Source organism: Marinomonas alcarazii, assembly GCF_003208215.1.
Lineage (GTDB): Bacteria > Pseudomonadota > Gammaproteobacteria > Pseudomonadales > Marinomonadaceae > Marinomonas > Marinomonas alcarazii.
In genome coordinates this window covers 357,948-374,955 of sequence record NZ_QKLW01000001.1, presented here as the reverse complement: position 1 = coordinate 374,955, position 17,008 = coordinate 357,948, and the positions used below count along the sequence as shown (strand labels likewise).

Annotated in this window: 16 protein-coding genes; 2 read left to right on the top strand and 14 right to left on the bottom strand. The window is 43.2% G+C overall.

The window, feature by feature from the left end:
• Nucleotides 1-17: 17 nt before the first annotated feature.
• The 9 genes from DFP75_RS01630 to DFP75_RS01590 form a co-directional block, all read right to left on the bottom strand.
• Nucleotides 18-1,259, bottom strand: a complete 1,242-nt coding sequence (locus DFP75_RS01630; RefSeq protein WP_110571758.1) for an NAD(P)/FAD-dependent oxidoreductase — start codon at nucleotides 1,257-1,259, stop codon at nucleotides 18-20.
• On the bottom strand, nucleotides 1,252-2,100 hold the full coding sequence (locus DFP75_RS01625; RefSeq protein ID WP_110571757.1) for an ABC transporter ATP-binding protein: 849 nt from the start codon (nucleotides 2,098-2,100) through the stop codon (nucleotides 1,252-1,254). Before DFP75_RS01625 ends, DFP75_RS01630 begins: the two co-directional genes overlap by 8 nt.
• A 52-nt stretch (nucleotides 2,101-2,152) precedes the next feature.
• The gene (locus DFP75_RS01620; RefSeq protein ID WP_110571756.1) at nucleotides 2,153-3,124 is read right to left on the bottom strand and encodes an ABC transporter permease; all 972 of its coding nucleotides are present in this window, start codon (nucleotides 3,122-3,124) and stop codon (nucleotides 2,153-2,155) included.
• Between the two features lie 25 nt (nucleotides 3,125-3,149).
• A complete protein-coding gene (locus tag DFP75_RS01615) occupies nucleotides 3,150-4,496 on the bottom strand; it encodes a CmpA/NrtA family ABC transporter substrate-binding protein (protein ID WP_425451214.1) in 1,347 nt (448 codons plus the stop codon).
• A gap of 399 nt (nucleotides 4,497-4,895) precedes the next feature.
• Nucleotides 4,896-6,095 carry a CmpA/NrtA family ABC transporter substrate-binding protein gene (locus DFP75_RS01610; RefSeq protein WP_110571754.1) on the bottom strand — a complete coding sequence of 400 codons (1,200 nt, stop codon included), beginning with the start codon at nucleotides 6,093-6,095 and terminating at the stop codon, nucleotides 4,896-4,898.
• Nucleotides 6,092-6,697, bottom strand: a complete 606-nt coding sequence (locus DFP75_RS01605; RefSeq protein ID WP_110571753.1) for an ANTAR domain-containing response regulator — start codon at nucleotides 6,695-6,697, stop codon at nucleotides 6,092-6,094. Before DFP75_RS01605 ends, DFP75_RS01610 begins: the two co-directional genes overlap by 4 nt.
• A 204-nt stretch (nucleotides 6,698-6,901) precedes the next feature.
• Nucleotides 6,902-7,537, bottom strand: a complete 636-nt coding sequence (locus tag DFP75_RS01600) for a helix-turn-helix domain-containing protein (RefSeq protein WP_110571752.1) — start codon at nucleotides 7,535-7,537, stop codon at nucleotides 6,902-6,904.
• Between the two features lie 105 nt (nucleotides 7,538-7,642).
• Complete coding sequence (locus DFP75_RS01595; protein ID WP_110571751.1) at nucleotides 7,643-8,974, bottom strand: HlyD family type I secretion periplasmic adaptor subunit; 1,332 nt, start codon at nucleotides 8,972-8,974, stop codon at nucleotides 7,643-7,645.
• A 2-nt stretch (nucleotides 8,975-8,976) separates the two neighbouring features.
• Nucleotides 8,977-11,256, bottom strand: coding sequence for a type I secretion system permease/ATPase (locus tag DFP75_RS01590; protein WP_110571750.1), 2,280 nt, complete (start codon nucleotides 11,254-11,256; stop codon nucleotides 8,977-8,979).
• Nucleotides 11,257-11,404: 148 nt separating this feature from the next.
• Between DFP75_RS01590 and DFP75_RS01585 the strand changes: the two genes are divergently transcribed.
• Nucleotides 11,405-11,776, top strand: a complete 372-nt coding sequence (locus tag DFP75_RS01585; RefSeq protein WP_110571749.1) for a hypothetical protein — start codon at nucleotides 11,405-11,407, stop codon at nucleotides 11,774-11,776.
• Between the two features lie 38 nt (nucleotides 11,777-11,814).
• On the opposite strand, the gene DFP75_RS01580 is transcribed toward DFP75_RS01585, so the two are convergent.
• From DFP75_RS01580 to DFP75_RS01560, 5 genes are all read right to left on the bottom strand, one after another.
• Nucleotides 11,815-13,776: a bifunctional diguanylate cyclase/phosphodiesterase gene (locus DFP75_RS01580; protein ID WP_110571748.1), complete on the bottom strand. Its 1,962-nt coding sequence runs from the start codon at nucleotides 13,774-13,776 to the stop codon at nucleotides 11,815-11,817.
• A 10-nt stretch (nucleotides 13,777-13,786) separates the two neighbouring features.
• Nucleotides 13,787-14,416, bottom strand: a complete 630-nt coding sequence (locus DFP75_RS01575) for a transglutaminase-like cysteine peptidase (protein WP_245926925.1) — start codon at nucleotides 14,414-14,416, stop codon at nucleotides 13,787-13,789.
• 67 nt (nucleotides 14,417-14,483) lie between these two features.
• Entirely contained in the window at nucleotides 14,484-14,777 is a 294-nt protein-coding gene (locus tag DFP75_RS01570; protein WP_217495002.1) for a DUF1244 domain-containing protein, read from the bottom strand.
• A gap of 35 nt (nucleotides 14,778-14,812) precedes the next feature.
• Nucleotides 14,813-15,412 (bottom strand): tRNA-uridine aminocarboxypropyltransferase, encoded by a 600-nt coding sequence (locus tag DFP75_RS01565; protein ID WP_110571746.1) that lies wholly within the window; start codon nucleotides 15,410-15,412, stop codon nucleotides 14,813-14,815.
• Between the two features lie 24 nt (nucleotides 15,413-15,436).
• Nucleotides 15,437-16,162, bottom strand: coding sequence for a pyridoxine 5'-phosphate synthase (locus DFP75_RS01560; protein ID WP_110571745.1), 726 nt, complete (start codon nucleotides 16,160-16,162; stop codon nucleotides 15,437-15,439).
• Nucleotides 16,163-16,308: 146 nt separating this feature from the next.
• Between DFP75_RS01560 and DFP75_RS01555 the strand changes: the two genes are divergently transcribed.
• Nucleotides 16,309-16,983, top strand: a complete 675-nt coding sequence (locus DFP75_RS01555) for a DNA-3-methyladenine glycosylase I (RefSeq protein ID WP_110571744.1) — start codon at nucleotides 16,309-16,311, stop codon at nucleotides 16,981-16,983.
• The last annotated feature ends 25 nt before the right edge of the window (nucleotides 16,984-17,008 follow it).

Here is a 17,008-nt window from a genome sequence, read left to right as displayed (position 1 = left end):
GTCTAGAACGGCTTGATTTAGGCCACTTGAAGGCAGCAATACGCTTCGCCAAATACCAGTAAATCAAGCATCTCAGAGACATTGGTCTTGTTTTGAATTAGCTGGAAATACCAGCTTCCATCGGCGACGTTGCCATAAAGAATTGCGCCAACCAGTAAGCCGTCGTTGACTACCAGTTTGCGGTAATGATTTGCGCTAACATCTTTGAAAAAAATGCAGCTGTCTTCTTCTGATGGCTCAATCTTACCAACCGAAAAAAGATTGATGCCGGATACTTTCAACTTAGTCGGTGTCGGCTCGATAACAAACGCGGCTTCTTCGCCTACCAACACCTTCATCAAAACGTTAATTTGTGTCCAAATAGGCGCTACTAAGCCAAAGGTTTGTTGATTACATTCACAACACTCACCCAGAGCATAAACATCAGAGTAAGAAGTTTGCATTTGCTCATCGACTAAAATCGCCCGATTCATTTCCAATCCAGCCGCTTTGGCTAACGAAATTTCAGGCACGATACCCGCAGCCATAACAACCAAGTTCACTGCCAGCTGTTCGCCACTTTGGCAAACCACATGAGAGACGCAGCCGTCATCTGTTTGCAAAAAGGATTCTGGTGACTCGCCAAGACGAAACTCGATACCCATTTGCGTAAGCCTAGCCAGTAAGAGCTCGGCCGATTCGGCGTCTAGCTGACGATTTAGCAACCAATTTGATCGATGAAACACGACCACCTTATGACCACGCTTTACCAAGCCCACTGCAGCTTCTAAGCCCAACAAACCACCACCGACGACGCAAACAGACTGACGGCCTTTCAACTGCGTCATAACATCCACATCATTCCAAGTACGAAAGCCCATTACATTAGGGGCCGACACCCCTTTGATTGGTAGCACACTTGCCCGAGAGCCAGTCGCTAGCACTAATTGATCGTATTTAATGGTTTTTCCACTGGCTAATAGGAGCGTTTTATTTTTCGGGTCCAACTTAATAGCCGGATCATTGGACACAATATCAACGCCATCTTCTTGCATTTTCTGCGCATCAACAAATGGCATATCGGTATCCGAAATATCCTTTGCCAACAAAGAGGACAACATGATGCGGTTATAGCCAACTCTGGATTCTTCCCCAACCAAAACTATTTGGTAATCATCGCCATGCGCTTTTTCGAAGTCGTGCGCAAGCTTGCTGCCAGCCATACCAGCCCCAACAATGACGAGACGGCGTTTCCCCGACTTAGAGATAAGACTAGGCATTGGCAACCTTGGCACTGGCCGCCACCGTTTTACTTTTAGCCGTTGCTTGAATAGGCTCTACTTTGCGTTGTTTTTCATACAAGAAGGTCAACACTTGAGTTCGATAATCTACGTATCTTGGGTCATTCGCTAAAGCCAGACGCTCACGCGGGCGCTCAAGGTCAACATGGAGAATTTCTCCAACAGTGGCTGCTGGGCCATTCGTCATCATCACAATACGGTCCGATAGCAGCACGGCTTCATCCACGTCGTGAGTAATCATAATCACGGTGTTGTTTAAGTCTTTTTGAATCTCCATCAACGAATCTTGAAGGTGTGCCCGAGTCAAGGCATCCAATGCTCCAAAAGGCTCATCCATCAGTAAAACACTAGGCTCCATCGCTAACGCTCTGGCAATACCAACACGCTGCTTCATACCGCCAGAGATTTCATCTGGACGCTTATCAGCGGCATGGGTCATGTGCACCAACTCTAAGTTATGCATGATCCAGTCATGCATTTCTTTCTTCGATTTGGTTTTGCGAAAAACCTGTTTCACTGCCAATTCGACATTCTGGTAAGAGGTTAGCCAAGGCAGTAAAGAATGGTTTTGAAAAACCACTGCACGCTCCGGTCCTGGCCCCTTCACTTCACGACCATCCAATAAAATGCCGCCTTCCGTTGCGTCATACAAACCAGCCACGATATTAAGGACGGTAGACTTACCGCAACCCGAATGACCAATAAGCGACACAAATTCGCCTTTTTTTATTTTCAGGCTGACATTATCAAGCGCTTTAAAAGGCCCTTTTGGTGTAGGAAACTCAATAGAAATATGGCTTATATCTAAATGTGTTGTCATAGCATTCTCCGTTAGCGCACTCTAAATTAATGTATTTTCGACAAATCGCTTCTTATCGAAGCACCTGCGTCTTATCCCAAGAAGCGAAGCGCTGGAATGCCAACATCACTCGATCCAACAAATACCCAATAAAGCCAATCATCAGAACAGCCACCATAATTCGGCCCAACGAGTTCGAACTGCCATTTTGAAACTCATCCCAAACAAACTTCCCTAGCCCTGGGTTTTGCGCCAACATTTCCGCCGCAATCAACACCATCCATGCAATACCTAACGACAGGCGTAAACCTGTGAACATCAAAGGAATCGCGGACGGAATGACGATTTTGATCACATGTGTCACCCACCCAAGGCGCAATACTTTGGATACGTTAAGCAAGTCTTTTTCGACCGCTGCAACCCCCACCGCAGTGTTAATCAAGGTTGGCCACATGCAGCACAAGGTGACCGTGAACATGGATGTTAAAAATGATTTGGAAAACATAGGATCATCAGATACATAACTCGCACTCACGACCATAGTGACCAAAGGCAACCATGCCAGCGGAGAAACCGGCTTAAATACCTGAATCACCGGATTCAGGGCACTGTAAACAGAACGATTCAAACCAATCAAAATCCCTAAGGGAATCGCGATCAAACTGGCCAAGCCAAAACCTGCTAAGACGGTATACAAGCTGGTAAATATCTGGTCAAAAAAGGTCGGTTTACCAGTGTAATCACGGATAATGCCAGCATAGCTTGGGTCTTTAGCTTGACGTTCTGCAATACGCTCTTCTTGGCGGACGTAAAACTTTTCGGCCTTCACTCGTTCATTCTGGTGTTCTGCAACGAGGCTATTCCATTGCTCATACACCACAACTGGACCAGGAAACTCTCCCAAAGAGGTATGAACTCGACTTGCTCCAACTTGCCATAACAAGATAAACACAAGAATGCCAAAGACGGGCAGCAGGATTCCCTTAACAGAAAAGGCGCTGATCTTGTCCTTTAAAGAAGCCATAGTTATGTTTGATATCATCATCTTTATCTCACTTATCGTGTTTGGTTTAGACCTGATCATCGCCTTTTAGACCAATCTTAAATCGCTTCAGATAATCATTAGGGTGCTTACCGTCATACATGACACCATCAATAAAGTCGCTTTGAGGTGGTTTAAAACCATCTTCCTTATCAAAATCAGGAAACTCGTCTGCCGACATGACACCCTCCTCTATTAAGGATTGTGCCGCTTGCGCATAAATATCAGGACGGTAGACATCTTTAGCGATCTTCATGAACCATTCGTCAGACTTAGGTTCGGAAATTTGCCCCCATCGGCGCATTTGCGTGAGGTACCAAATAGCATCACTGTAATAGGGATAAGTTGCGTGATGACGGAAAAAGACGTTGAAATCTGGAATGTCACGTTTATCGCCTTTTTCATACTCAAAAGTGCCCGTCATACTGTTGGCGATCACATCGTAATCGGCGCCCACATATTGGCTACGCGAGAGGATTTTTACCGCCTCAGGGCGATTAGCATTGTTGTTTTCATCTAGCCATTTCGCAGCACGAATCATGGCTTTTACAACACGAATATGCGTATTGGGGTATTGATCCGCCCAGTCGCTGCTCACACCAAAGACTTTCTCTGGGTTATTTTTCCAGATTTCATAATCGGTAATGACTGGCACACCAATCCCTTTAAACACAGCTTGTTGGTTCCAAGGTTCACCAACGCAGTAACCTGAAATCGTTCCCGCTTCCATGGTGGCTGGCATTTGCGGTGGCGGTGTTACAGACAGCAAAGCATCGGCATTAATCTGTCCACTGGTGTCGCCTCGCGCTGGGGCGTAATAACCTGGATGAATGCCACCAGCAGCAAGCCAATAACGCAACTCGTAATTATGAGTGGAGACGGGAAACACCATGCCCATTTTGAATGGTTTGCCTTGGGCTTTATAGCCATCTATTACAGGCTTTAAAGCACTGGCACTGATTGGATGAACAGGCTTGCCATCTGGACCATTTGGAATGTTTTTCTTCATTTCATCCCAAACATCGTTGGAAACCGTAATACCATTACCATTCAAATCCATACTAAAAGCGGTCACTATGTGCGCTTTCGTACCGTATCCAATGGTTGCACCCAGTGGCTGACCCGCTAGCATATGAGCGCCATCTAACTGCCCATCAATCACTCGGTCGAGTAGAACTTTCCAATTTGCTTGAGCTTCCAAAGTGACATACAGCCCTTCATCTTCGAAATAGCCTTTCTCATACGCAATCGCCAATGGCGCCATATCGGTTAGTTTGATAAAACCAAATTTAAGCTCTTCCTTTTCCGCATAACCAACCTCCGCTTGGGCAACACCAGATAACAGAACGGACCCCATTAATATGGAAAAACCCATTTTAGGAAGGGGATCTAAGGCTTTCAAAAATCTTAGGTTCATTGTCATACTCCGCAACTAAATACATTTCAAAAAGTAGAAAAACAAAAAAAGGCGCATGCACAACACAAATAGAATGTGTTTGCAGGCGCCTTTGCCATTCAAAGAAAATCCGACTTTGGAGATTCAGTAATGTGGGTGACAATTAACGACCGTTGCCAATTTCACCATTTTTTTTCAAAAAATTTTTCTCTATGTATTTTACAAAGCACGCAGTGTGCCAATTAAAATAAACAACTGTTTTATATGGTTTTTTGTATTTTTTGCGCTCAATTTTGAAATGCAGACCGATAAGAACATCTTTATTCTTGCCCAATTATCATGCACAGCGCACTAAAACATCACATCATCCGATGCGCATTACGCCAATCTTTCAAACCCCTTTAAAATCCCTTCAGGGTGCAAACGAATTTCCCCATCCGCCACCAAAGATAACCAAGTTGCTTCGTCTGCCTCTGGTAGCTGCCACTCTATGGCATTTTTGTCTTCAACTAAGCCCAGTGCTTTGTAGTAAAGATCTTTTCGATAAATTTGCTCGGCTAACTGGTTTAGCTTGGACACTCCACCTAACTGTTGCCAGCGATGCATCTGAGCCATGACCCATAATGCATAACTCGGCAGGGGCTTATTAATATCACTACCGGAAAAACGCTGAAACGCTTCCATTGGCCAATCAAACTGCCCCTTTGGCTTAATAGAACCAAAGCCATACACCAACTGCTGCATAGTGCAATTTAAATAATCTGGATGGCTCAAAATACTAAGAAGCTCAGCTTGGTTTTCTGCGACATCTACCCAAGCGCAGGCTTTATCTAACGCCCGAATAATCGCAAGATGTTGTGCTTGATTTTGCTCGGCCCAAAGAGCGTTCACTCCAAATACTTTCTCCGGAGTGCTTCCCCAAATTTCATATCCTGTGACCAGCATATGACCAACACCTTGCTCAACCGCCAAGCTATTCCATGGCTCCCCCACACAATAGCCATCTATATCGCCACGTCTTAAGTTATCAACCATTTTTACCGGAGGAATAACCACTATTTGGACATCTTTATCCGGATTAATACCAGCTCGGCTCAGCCAATCCCGTAACTGATAATTATGAGAGGAATAAGGGTACACCATCGCAAAACGCAACGGCGCGACATTGTCACCTCGATGATCAATGAGCCTTTTTAAAGCGACGCCCGTTCGGATGTCCAGAGAAGAGTCAGCAAAATGTTGCAGTTGGTCGTACAGAAAATTACCAATCGTTATGCCATTACCGTTGTGGCTTACGGTAAAACTAGTTTGCATAGCTGTTTTGATACTGCCTATTCCTAGGCTGGCAGCGATCGGCATTGATGACAACATGTGCGCACCGTCTAGCAAATTAAACGCTACCTTGTCACGAATACTTGCCCAAGATGCCTCTTTAGAAAGTACAACATTGACGCCCTCATCGACAAAGAAGCCCTTCTCTTGAGCAATAACAAAAGGCGCGCAATCGATAAGTGGGATAAAACCGATACGAATGGGATCCGCTTGCTGAATAAGACTATTTGATTGCACTGTGTTCATTTTGAACCTCCCATCAACTCCATGACAGATATGATATTTCTAGCAACATCTGTCATACGTTGACTACGATCCATTGCTAGTTTTCTAAGAGCTTGATAGGCCGCTGGCTCATCACATTTCTGATGTTTCATGATTAAACCTTTTGCTTTATCTATCAGCTTACGATCTTCAAGCTGGCTTTTTACCGACTCAAGCTCAGACCTAAGAGCATGAAACTCCCTAAATCGCGCAATAGCCACTTGTAATAATGCTTTGACGCTACCGCTATTGACGCCATCAACCACATAGGCGCTTACCCCAGCCCTAATGGCAGCCTCTACATACTTAGAGTCATCCTGTTCAGCAAACATCACGATTGGGCGAGGATTATCTTTAGTGAGACGAGACATATTTTCCAACATGTCTCGATCAGGTGATTCAATATCAATAATCACCATATCTGGTTGAAACTCTGCTACGGCTTCGGTTAGGTTTTTAGCATTCTCTAAACGTCTAATGACACGGTAACCGCTATCCATCATAGCTTGTTCTACAATAGCCGCTCTTGCAGGCTCATTATCGACCAACATCACAGTCAATTCTTTTTCGGGGGGAGCGGACATGGTGCATTCTCTTTGAAAGCGTTAAGTTACACTCAAGTAAACTGCAAAAATTGCGCCATTAAGATACACAGAAAATAGATAAATACGGAGGATAAGCAACAATAGAGCGCTGCTGGAGTCGAAAATTCCCTTTCATTCTGATGTTATTGAGCGGCAAAAAAGTGAAACGAACCAAAAAAGCGCAAAAGACGCTAAAAAAATAACTTAATGCACCATGTTCTGTGATTTCATCAAAAGAGCCAAGGACAAACGATCTTTTGTATTGGTTTTCTTAAAAACAGAAGTAAGATGAGCTTTCACCGTCCGCTCGGTAATCTCTAACTCCAATGCAATTTGCTTGTTTGAAAGGCCTTTTGCAATACATCTAGCAACACTCCATTCCCTGTCAGACAAATGCTCAAGCGTGTTATTAGACGTTGGTTCAGTCGGTGCAGACTGTTGAATGAGTTGCTCTATGAAAGCCTTCCCTCCCCAAATCTCGCCAGAGTCAATCACGGACAACACCAGTGATAATTGCTCCTTACCAATATAAGGTGCACATTGACCATTTACGCCTACCGAAAATAATCTTAGTGCTGCACTTTGGCTAAATTGATTCGGAAAAACGACCACTTTTTGTTTTGGAAACGCTGAACATAATGCCGCAACATCTTCTACATCTTTGGAAAAAGAGTCGTTGCCTAAATACATAAAGCAATATTCAAACTCGGATGGTGATACAGTTAACGATTCACGCACATCTTCTATCGTCTCAGCACGAAATAATGAAATTCCAACTGCGACTACACTATTCCAATGTGTCCAAACGGCGTCATCTGTATTCCAACACAAAATTTTCAAAATAAACCTCATCCTATTGAGTGCAACCTAGCTATTCTAACCAGCTAACAATGACAGTTTGTTAACATTTGTTACCGAATATAAACCTTGGCGTTTTTTTTGTAATTAACGCTCACGAAGCGCATTCTGCTTGGCTTTTAGAATTGGTTTCAATAAATAATCGAGTAGCGTTTTCTTGCCTGTTATAATATCTACGGTCGCTTGCATACCTGGGATAATTGGCAATTGCGATTTTTCAGTCCCTAAATAATTCTTATCCGTCCTCACCCTAACCAAATAGAAACTGTTGCCTTCTTCATCCAGAATGGTATCAGCACTGATGTTTTCAACAACACCAGGCAACCCGCCAAAAATAGCAAAATCATAGGCTGACAACTTAACAACCGCTTTCAAGTCTGGCTGTATAAAACCAATGTTTTCGGGTCGAACTTTAGCTTCAATCAATAGCGAGTCTTCAATAGGTACAATTTCCAATAAACTCATTCCAGGCTTAACAACGCCACCCACCGTATTGATTTGAATTTGTTTCACAATCCCTTTAACCGGTGATCTAACCTGCGTTCTAGAAACTTTATCAGCTAGTGATACGCTGGTTTCACGCAGTTGATCCAACTTGCTTCGAACGGCGGTTAAATCCTCTTGGGCATCAGCACGAAATTTAGCATCACTTTCTTCGAGCTTACTCTGCGCTTCTTTTAACGCTGACTCGGCTCTTGGAATAGCCAATTGAGTGGCTTCTAAATCCCCCTGCAGCTGGTTCACTTGCCGTTCAAGCTGTAATAACTCAACCCTCGATACAGCTCCCTGCTCAAAAGCAGGTCGAGTTAACGCTAATTCTTCTTTAGAGTATGCATAACTTTGCTTCAAGTTTGCCAGCTTCGCCTGTAATTCAACAATCTCTTGTCGCCGCTGTGCTATCTGCTGCTCAAAGCTAGCCTGATTAGTACGCAGTGACTCTAAGCGATTCTTGTATAAATCAAGCTCTCGATTAACCACCTGTGGGTTTTCCTTCATAACATCAGCATCAAACTCAGGTTTAACACCATAAGACTCTGCTTGAAGACGTGTGGCACGCACCCGTAAATTAATCGACTCTGCTTGTTGCTCCCTTAATGAAGATAGCGCTTCTGTGTTTTCGATCGTCATCAACACCTGATCATTATCGACAACCTGCCCAACCTTTACGTTAATTTCTTTTAAAATACCACCTTCAAGGTTTTGAATTTGTTGAACCTGACTCGAAGGAATCACCCTTCCCTCACCAACAGTCACTTCATCCAACGAAGTATAGTGAGCCCACACTAATGCAACGGTGATGAATATAAAAATCACCCATAGAATGATACGGCCGCCACGAGGCGTCTTCAGCATCAAAGCGGCATTTCGGTTAGTCAAATACTCTAAATCACTTTGAGATATTGATGTTTTTTTACTCATTATTAACTGACCTTTAATTTGCCTTGGCGAAGTGCTTCATGCACCTGAGCTTTTGGACCATCAGCAATCAAGCGACCATTATCCATTACGATAATACGGTCAACCATATCCAGCATAGAGGCCTTATGTGTAATTAATATAAGCGTTTTATCTTTTAACCCTTCCATTAGTCTTCGCTTCATTCGCGTCTCAGTTGTATTGTCCATCGAGGCGGTGGGTTCATCCAAAATAAGGATTGGTGGATCAAAAAGTAACGCACGAGCGATCGCAATACTTTGACGCTGTCCACCTGACAGTAAAGCACCTCGCTCACCAACATTACTGTCTAGACCACTTGGCTTACGATTAGCAAACTCAGAAACACCTGACAGGTCAGCCGCTCGAATAATAGCGTCATCCTCCATGTAAGGAACGCCCATGACGATATTATCTTTGATAGAGCCATAAAATAAATTAACGTCTTGGGATACAGCGCCAACATTACGACGTAAATCAGTAGGATTAACCTGACGAAGGTCCACACCATCTATTCTTATTGCACCGCTATTGGGTGTATAAAGGCCTGTCATCAACTTACCAATGGTCGATTTTCCGGATCCGATACGCCCGATAATGGCGACCTTCTCTCCTTGCCTAATATTAATATTAATTTCACTTACCGCTGCTTGCTCTTGATCAGGATAAGCGAAATTAACCGCCTCGAATTGAAATTCTCCTTTAAAGACAGGACGATGCACAAACTTAACATCGTCAGGGTTTTCAACTGGAGAGGACATAATTTCATTTATTGAGGTAAAGGCCGACTTCGCTTGATTGTATCGAGTTGCTAAACTCGCCACCTGCGCCATGGGGCCAAGTGCGCGACCTGTCAACATAACAGAGGCCACCAACGCCCCCATACTCATGTTCCCTTCTGCGATCTGATAGACACCCACAATCACAATGATCACGGTTGTTAACTGTTGCGCAACCATGGCAAAAGAAGAAGAGGACTGTGATAGTTGACGCGTTTTCACGCCCCAATCGGCAATGTTACCAACCGCACTTTCCCATTGCTTTTGCATTACGCCTTCGGCGTTATTGAGCTTAACACTCTCAGCGTTATAAAGACTTTCGATCAATACCGCGTTTTTCTGTGAGGCTGTTTTTTGGCTTTCTTCAATGGAGCGACGCAAAGGCACTTGGATAATAATGCTGTAAAGCAAAATTAAGGCAATAGTCACGATGGGGATATAACCAACAGGTCCACCGATCATCCATATCACGCCAATGATAAGAAACATAAATGGAATATCAACCAGAGTAGTGATTGACGCTGAAGTAATAAAATCTCGAATACTCTCAAATTCTTGGAGGTTTTTTGCGAACGCCCCAACCGATTTGGGACGAGACGCCATGGTGATATTGTTCACCTTGGAAAAAATAGAGGCCGAAATCAATATATCTGATTTTTTCCCAGCAATATCGATAAAGTAAGAGCGCAACATACGCAATAAAAAATCAAACAAATAGACAACCGCGGCGCCAATAGCCAAGACCCAAAGCGTATCAAATGCATTGTTAGGCACAACACGATCGTATACGTTCATCACAAAAAGCGGGCTGGCTACGGCAAAGATATTAATCAGCAGGGAAGCGATGAAAACGTCTCGATAAATACGCCAAGAACCAGTCACAGTTCCCCAGAACCAATGACCCTTTTTCTTTTCTTCGTCATCATTTTTCGCTGAACGCTTATCAAATTGATACAAAGGGCGTACAAAAAAACAGTAACCAGAAAAAGACTCAGTCAGTTGCTCAATCGGTAAGGTTATTTCCCCTTCCCCAGATTCTGGTCGAAATATTTTGGCGGTGCCAGACTCTTTATCCAATTCCAATAAAACGCAGGCTTGCTTTTCCTTCAATAGAAGGACGACAGGAAGCACCATGTCTGGGATTTTTAACAGGGGACGCTTAACAAAACGTGAGCTCAAACCTATGCGCTGTGCAGCGCGTTGAAAAAGCTCGGGGGTCATTTCATTTTCAGTGATAGGTAAACCCGCGGCAATACCATCGGCAGTGTAAGGATTATAAAAATACTTACTTAGCAGAACTAAGCAATCTAATAACGGATTCGGGTATTCTAACGAAGCACTTTTAATTCGCCATTGGTCGGCAGCTTCTTCAGGAGTCGCTTGATTCGTTACTCCTGTCACGTCTTCACCACCCTCATTAATGATGTCATTATCTTCATAAGATTCTGGTGACGAAGAGTCCTGCTCTGAACGACCAGTGTCAGACATACCCTATATTCTCCTTAAAAAACCGAAATACCGCTTGTGGATCAATAATAAAATAATAAGAACTATAGTCTAGAATAGTGTTTATTAAGTAATATGGGAAGAGAACATACCAACTTGTCATAAATTGAGATATTAGAAGGAAATCAATATGCTTTACGCAAAACTCAATGCAGATGGAGTGATTATAGATGTGGCCACATCACAGTCAGATGAGTACAAATTATTAGTCGCTCCTAATGACCCAACGGTTGCCAGCATATTGGAAAAAAAATTCACGTCAGCAAGCACCAGCACCCAAGAAATACTCGCTAGCTCTGATGGTGAAATGATGCGTATTTTGGAAGATTTAGTAGACCTTCTAACAGAAAAACGCCTGATACAATTTACTGAATTACCTTTAGCTGCGCAGAAGAAATTGCTTGGTAGAAAATGGGTGCGTGGCGTTCATAGCGGAAATGATGAAAGCTTAATGGCCGACAATGAAGACATTGGCGATCGAGAAGATGACTCATTAATCTAGTAAGCCACCTTCTTAAAAGACCGCACAAGCAAGCTGCATTACATGTCTTGCGAGCGCCCAATATAGAAGCCTTGAGCCCCCGTTACATCAAATCGTTTCAATGCTATTAACTGTCTTTCATTCTCCACACCCGTTGCGATCACTTCAATATTTAAGCTATTGAACATCTTACAAAGAGTATGCATAAAGAAAGACTCAGATTCCTTACCCGCTGCCATACGCGTATAAGACGAATCGACTTTCACATAATCTGGCATTAGCGTTTGTAGATATTGGAAAGCTGAGAACTGCTTACCGACATTATCAATACCGAACACTACATGATGTTTTTTCAGTATTTGAGCCAACACGTTGGCTTGGGCTTCCTCTAACAAAACGCTTTGTTCAGATATCTCAAACATTAACTTACTTTTAATATCCGTACTTAATGAACCAAGAGTGCTGTCTAACCAATCAATAAATGACGCTTTAGTGACGGATGACATTGACACATTTACCGTAAGCGGTGCGGCTAAGCTTCTGGATTTAATATAGTTAATAACCTGAGAAATAATGACTTTGTCTATTTTTTCACCCAAATCAAACTGTTCAGCCAAGCCAATAAAATACCCTGCATGATATTCCTTTCCACCATGCTCCAAGCCCATAAACACTTCTTCATGGGAGGTGACGAAAACATCGTCTGATGACGAGTCTAACATCACCACCTTCTGTTTTTTCAGCTTGAATGATTGACGCTTGATGGTTAACTCTAAAACGTCTTTCCAATCTGTCCTGCTCAAAGATAATTTCTGACCCGCATTGAAATCCAACACTTTAGTCATGTTGGCACCCGCTCGCTTCGCTTCACGTAAGGCACTGTCTGCTTGAGACATAACCGCAGCACGATCAACCTGCCCATCAAAGGTAATTGCCCCAATATTTGCGACATGACTGGAATAACTAATACTGGCCACATTTAACTCCAGTAAGTTTGCCATAATATCTTCGACTATTTGCTTAAGCTCGCTATGGTCAACGTTTGGAATCAAGACCACAAAATCTGCGCCCGACAAACGCGCAAGCGTGCAAAATGACGAAATAGTGGCAACTTTTTTGGACAATACATCTGCTGCGGATTGAATAAACAAGTCTGCAGATTCATAGCCTCGTTCGTTATTCAATTTTGCCAAATCGGCCAAACTCACAAAAATAAGACCATCAATCCCACGCTCTCTTCCGACAAAATGAGATTTAATCTGGCTTTCAAAGAAGTTACGATTCCCCAATCCACTGACAGGGTCTTTAAAGGCTTTCGCTTGTAGCCATTGCGCCGTTTCCACCTCGGAGGCAAATTCTTTCTCTAACTTTTCAGCCATCCGGTTCATGGATAAAACAACGGATTTTAATTCTCGGGTTTTAGGAACGTTCGTCATTTTCATAAAGCGGCGTTGCTGTATCGCTTCAGCCTGTTTTTCCAACTCAACCAAGGGGCGGAACAAATAGCGTAAGGCAAAGCTTCCCACAAGTAGTGTTACTGCGCCGATGACAAAGAATGAGATCAGTAAATCTCGTGTCGCTAACCAGAGCTGATAATAGCCATAACCCGCACTACCGGTAACATACACTTGACCAAGCTCACTCCAGCCATTTGATATCACGGCTTTGGCAACAGGAACTTTAAAATCAATCAGTTGAATAAACCAATTTGGCACACCATCTATCTTTGTTTCATTCGAGCGAACAATGTCTTGCTCTGTGTTATAAACATGGATGCGTACTTCAGAGAAATACCCACTATCAAATACTGCATTGATGCTACTTTCTACCGAGGCATAATCTTCCAAAGCCATAAAATCTGAAACAGACATGCTAAGAGACGTCGCAGAATCTTGTGTTGTCGATGCCAACTGCCCGATCAAATAGCCTTTTGTCGTGTTAAAATTGATGCCCATTACGACAGCAAGCATCAATGAAAAAATGGCGATAATTGTTATCATTAATTGGCGGAACAGGGTCATCCACGTTCTCCTAGTTTTTCATCGTATTGAAACGATTATTTAAATCTGTCCACAAGCTCAACCTAGATGAGCCACCTACCAAGACACCGCGCCCTTTTTCTTTGGATAGCCACATGTTCTCTGCGTTAAATGAGTAAATAGGCAAGAGGTCATTGCGTTGTATCGCGGGTTTTAATTCTTTATCTAGATTATCAAGCAAGACAGGAACAGAGGTTGGCTTATGGTAATACGCCAATACCATGTGATGTTGATTAAGTTTCAATGATTTTACATACACAAGTCGTAGCTTATCATCAGGCACACCAAGCTCTCTTAGAGTGAAATATTTAGCAATAGTAAAGTCTTCGCAGTCCCCTGCTTGCATTCCTAAAAATTCAATTGGTGTTGCCCAATAATCTTCTTTACCCCATAGAGTCATGTCATCAACAAACTCCATCTGGTTAAAGAAGTTATTCACCACTGTCAATTGCTCCACAATTGGTAAGGATTGAGATTCTCCTATCAACTTGCGCCATGCAAGTATGCGCTTCTCTGCACTGGCACCATAAACAGTTGCCGCTTCTTTAGCCAGTGTTCGATATTTGTCCGATACGTCAGCATATAGCCACAAGCCCGGCAAAAAGCACACGACAAGGAGCACACACAAACATCGTCTGCTGTGCCCCATAAGTAAAAAAAACGATTGAAATCGTTTTTTCACAGAAAAATTACTTATCAGATATCGACTTTGCATTAAACGCAGCTAACTGTTCTGCTGTCGCTTCCGGCTGATACTTCGCTTTCCAAGTATCATATGGTTCGCCGTAGACGAATTCGCGCGCTTCATCATAGTCCATATCAATGCCTTGCTGCTTAGCTTCAGCCATGTACCATTTGCTTAAACAATTACGACAAAATCCCGCTAAATTCATCAAATCGATATTTTGCACAGATTTATTGTCATCAAGATGCTTCAAAAGACGACGTAATACAGCCGCTTCAATTTCCGTTTGTTTGCTCATAATAATCTCAAGTCTTCTCTTAAAAAGGTTAACAATTAATCAAGATGCCTATGGTGCTTAGGTTGATGACGCCACTGCCATTCTTGCGCAACCAGCATAAAATCTCTCAATGGTTGCATATTCTCTCCTGCAACCTGCTCTATCGCATAAGCACATGCTTCTAAAGTAGAAAGCGATGTCATATTAGGCGATTTACGAATCGCGTATTGCCCCTTCGGGGACTGTGCAAAACTAACGGCATCAAATACCCCCAACATAGGCTCGGTAAAAAACACTTTTTTGGCTTTTCGCCAAGTAGCATCGAGCAAGATAAGCCCTTCTATTTCCGCATTCGAATCCGCATCCATAGACTCTATAGAAACCGCATTGTCTGCAGGAAACACCAAGCGCCATTTAGCTGGGTTTAATTGCCCTAGTCTGCTTACCAACTCATCTCGATTGGCTGTCGAAATACACTCAACCGACGTTAAACTTAAAGACAATAACGACACAGTATTTTTCGCATGCTGTGCTTCTTTAGGGTCTTGTAGTATTAAGATTTTCAAGCGAGTAGACAACTTGGGAACCCACTTGCAAACACATTGACCCGCTAAAAAACCACAAGAATCACAGCCTGCTCTTTTTGCACTTGGCATTTACTGGCCTCTTATCACTAAACGTTATGCCAGTTTGGCGAGATAAGCCTTCACCACGTTATCCCAGCCCATATCTAATGCTTCAACAGTTAAAGCATGACCAATCGATACTTCCGTGATGCGCCCTGGCTCACATAACGCCTGAACATTATTCAAGTCTAGATCATGACCCGCATTCACGTCTAAACCAGCGTCTATAGCCGCTTGCGCTGCTTGCTGATACGCTTCAAGAACATCTTCAAATCCTTCTTTGCCATAAGCATTCGCATAGGCTTCGGTATAAAGCTCCACACGATCCGCTCCCACCTCTTTTGCCAATGCCATATTCTCAGCATCAGGATCCATAAATAAAACAACTCTGATTCCCTTTGCCTTCAGTTTAGCAATAACTGGGCGTAAAGCATCTTGATCACGAGCTATATTCCACCCATGATCTGACGTTAATTGGTTTGGATCATCAGGCACCAAGGTGCATTGGTCTGGTTCTACCTCTAAGACCACATCTAAAAATTGAGCATCTGGAAAACCTTCAACATTTAGCTCTGCACCGGGAAAACGCTTTAATAGCGCTTTTAAATCATGGGCATCTTGATAAGTTGCATGGCGCTGATCTGGTCGTGGGTGGATGGTAATACCAAAAGCGCCAAGTTCTAATGTACGCTCAGCCATCGCTATTAAATTTGGGTAATCTCTGCCACGAGAATTTCGAAGTAAACCAATTTTATTCAAATTAACGCTTAAGTGTGTCATTCAACTTCTCTCGATTGGGTCATTTAATGGCATTATAAGACAAACACCTAGCGTCAATCACTAAAATACCAAACAAGATATTGGTTGCGCCCATTATATAGAGCAAGGCTTATGATAAACTGGCCGCCACAAAAAAGGAGTCCATGATGAAATACGAACTCTTCCAGTCCATTTATGATCGAGCTGCTCTTCGACATGGTGGTAAAAAACATCTTGAAGCCATGCTTTCTAGACCACTAAGCCCAACACAACTCAGCCAGCACACAGACGATAGATGGCTTGCGGGCTTCTCTCAAAAAGTCTTTCAGTCTGGCATTAATTGGCAGGTTGTTCGCAACAAATGGCCCGGTTTTGAAACGGTTTTCTTCGGTTTCGACATCGAAAAAATGCTACTAATCCATGATGAAATGTGGGAAGAAAAAGCCAAAGACGTGCGCATCATTCGCAACTTCGGCAAAGTCATGACAATTCGTGAAAACGCCTTAATGATTAGTGAATGCCAAGCTAGCCATGGTTCTTTTTCAAACTTTGTTGCGCAATGGCCGGATGACAACATTATAGGCTTGTGGGCCTATTTGAAAAAACATGGCGCTCGCCTTGGCGGCAATACCGGCCCTTACACGCTAAGAGCCATGGGGAAAGATACTTTTATGCTAACCAGGGATGTTGAGGGTTACCTGCGCCAGCATGAGATTATCACCACGGGCAGAGACACTCAGTCAGCATGGAAAGCCGCACAAGCTGCGTTTAACCATTGGCATAACGAGAGCGGACGTTCTTATACCGAAATAAGCCAGTGCATTGCACTGAGCGTTAATTAAACATTTTATACATTCAGTAATTTAT

Bases quoted from the DNA above. Each gene is read 5' to 3' on its own strand.
- DFP75_RS01555 (WP_110571744.1), top strand. From the start codon at position 16,309: ATGAAATACGAACTCTTCCAGTCCATTTATGATCGAGCTGCTCTTCGA.
- DFP75_RS01620 (WP_110571756.1), bottom strand. From the start codon at position 3,124: ATGATGATATCAAACATAACTATGGCTTCTTTAAAGGACAAGATCAGC.
- DFP75_RS01585 (WP_110571749.1), top strand. From the start codon at position 11,405: ATGCTTTACGCAAAACTCAATGCAGATGGAGTGATTATAGATGTGGCC.
- DFP75_RS01605 (WP_110571753.1), bottom strand. From the start codon at position 6,697: ATGTCCGCTCCCCCCGAAAAAGAATTGACTGTGATGTTGGTCGATAAT.
- DFP75_RS01615 (WP_425451214.1), bottom strand. From the start codon at position 4,496: ATGGGTTTTTCCATATTAATGGGGTCCGTTCTGTTATCTGGTGTTGCC.
- DFP75_RS01610 (WP_110571754.1), bottom strand. From the start codon at position 6,095: ATGAACACAGTGCAATCAAATAGTCTTATTCAGCAAGCGGATCCCATT.
- DFP75_RS01570 (WP_217495002.1), bottom strand. From the start codon at position 14,777: ATGAGCAAACAAACGGAAATTGAAGCGGCTGTATTACGTCGTCTTTTG.
- DFP75_RS01625 (WP_110571757.1), bottom strand. From the start codon at position 2,100: ATGACAACACATTTAGATATAAGCCATATTTCTATTGAGTTTCCTACA.
- DFP75_RS01580 (WP_110571748.1), bottom strand. From the start codon at position 13,776: ATGACCCTGTTCCGCCAATTAATGATAACAATTATCGCCATTTTTTCA.
- DFP75_RS01595 (WP_110571751.1), bottom strand. From the start codon at position 8,974: ATGAGTAAAAAAACATCAATATCTCAAAGTGATTTAGAGTATTTGACT.
- DFP75_RS01560 (WP_110571745.1), bottom strand. From the start codon at position 16,162: ATGACACACTTAAGCGTTAATTTGAATAAAATTGGTTTACTTCGAAAT.
- DFP75_RS01565 (WP_110571746.1), bottom strand. From the start codon at position 15,412: ATGCCAAGTGCAAAAAGAGCAGGCTGTGATTCTTGTGGTTTTTTAGCG.
- DFP75_RS01630 (WP_110571758.1), bottom strand. From the start codon at position 1,259: ATGCCTAGTCTTATCTCTAAGTCGGGGAAACGCCGTCTCGTCATTGTT.
- DFP75_RS01590 (WP_110571750.1), bottom strand. From the start codon at position 11,256: ATGTCTGACACTGGTCGTTCAGAGCAGGACTCTTCGTCACCAGAATCT.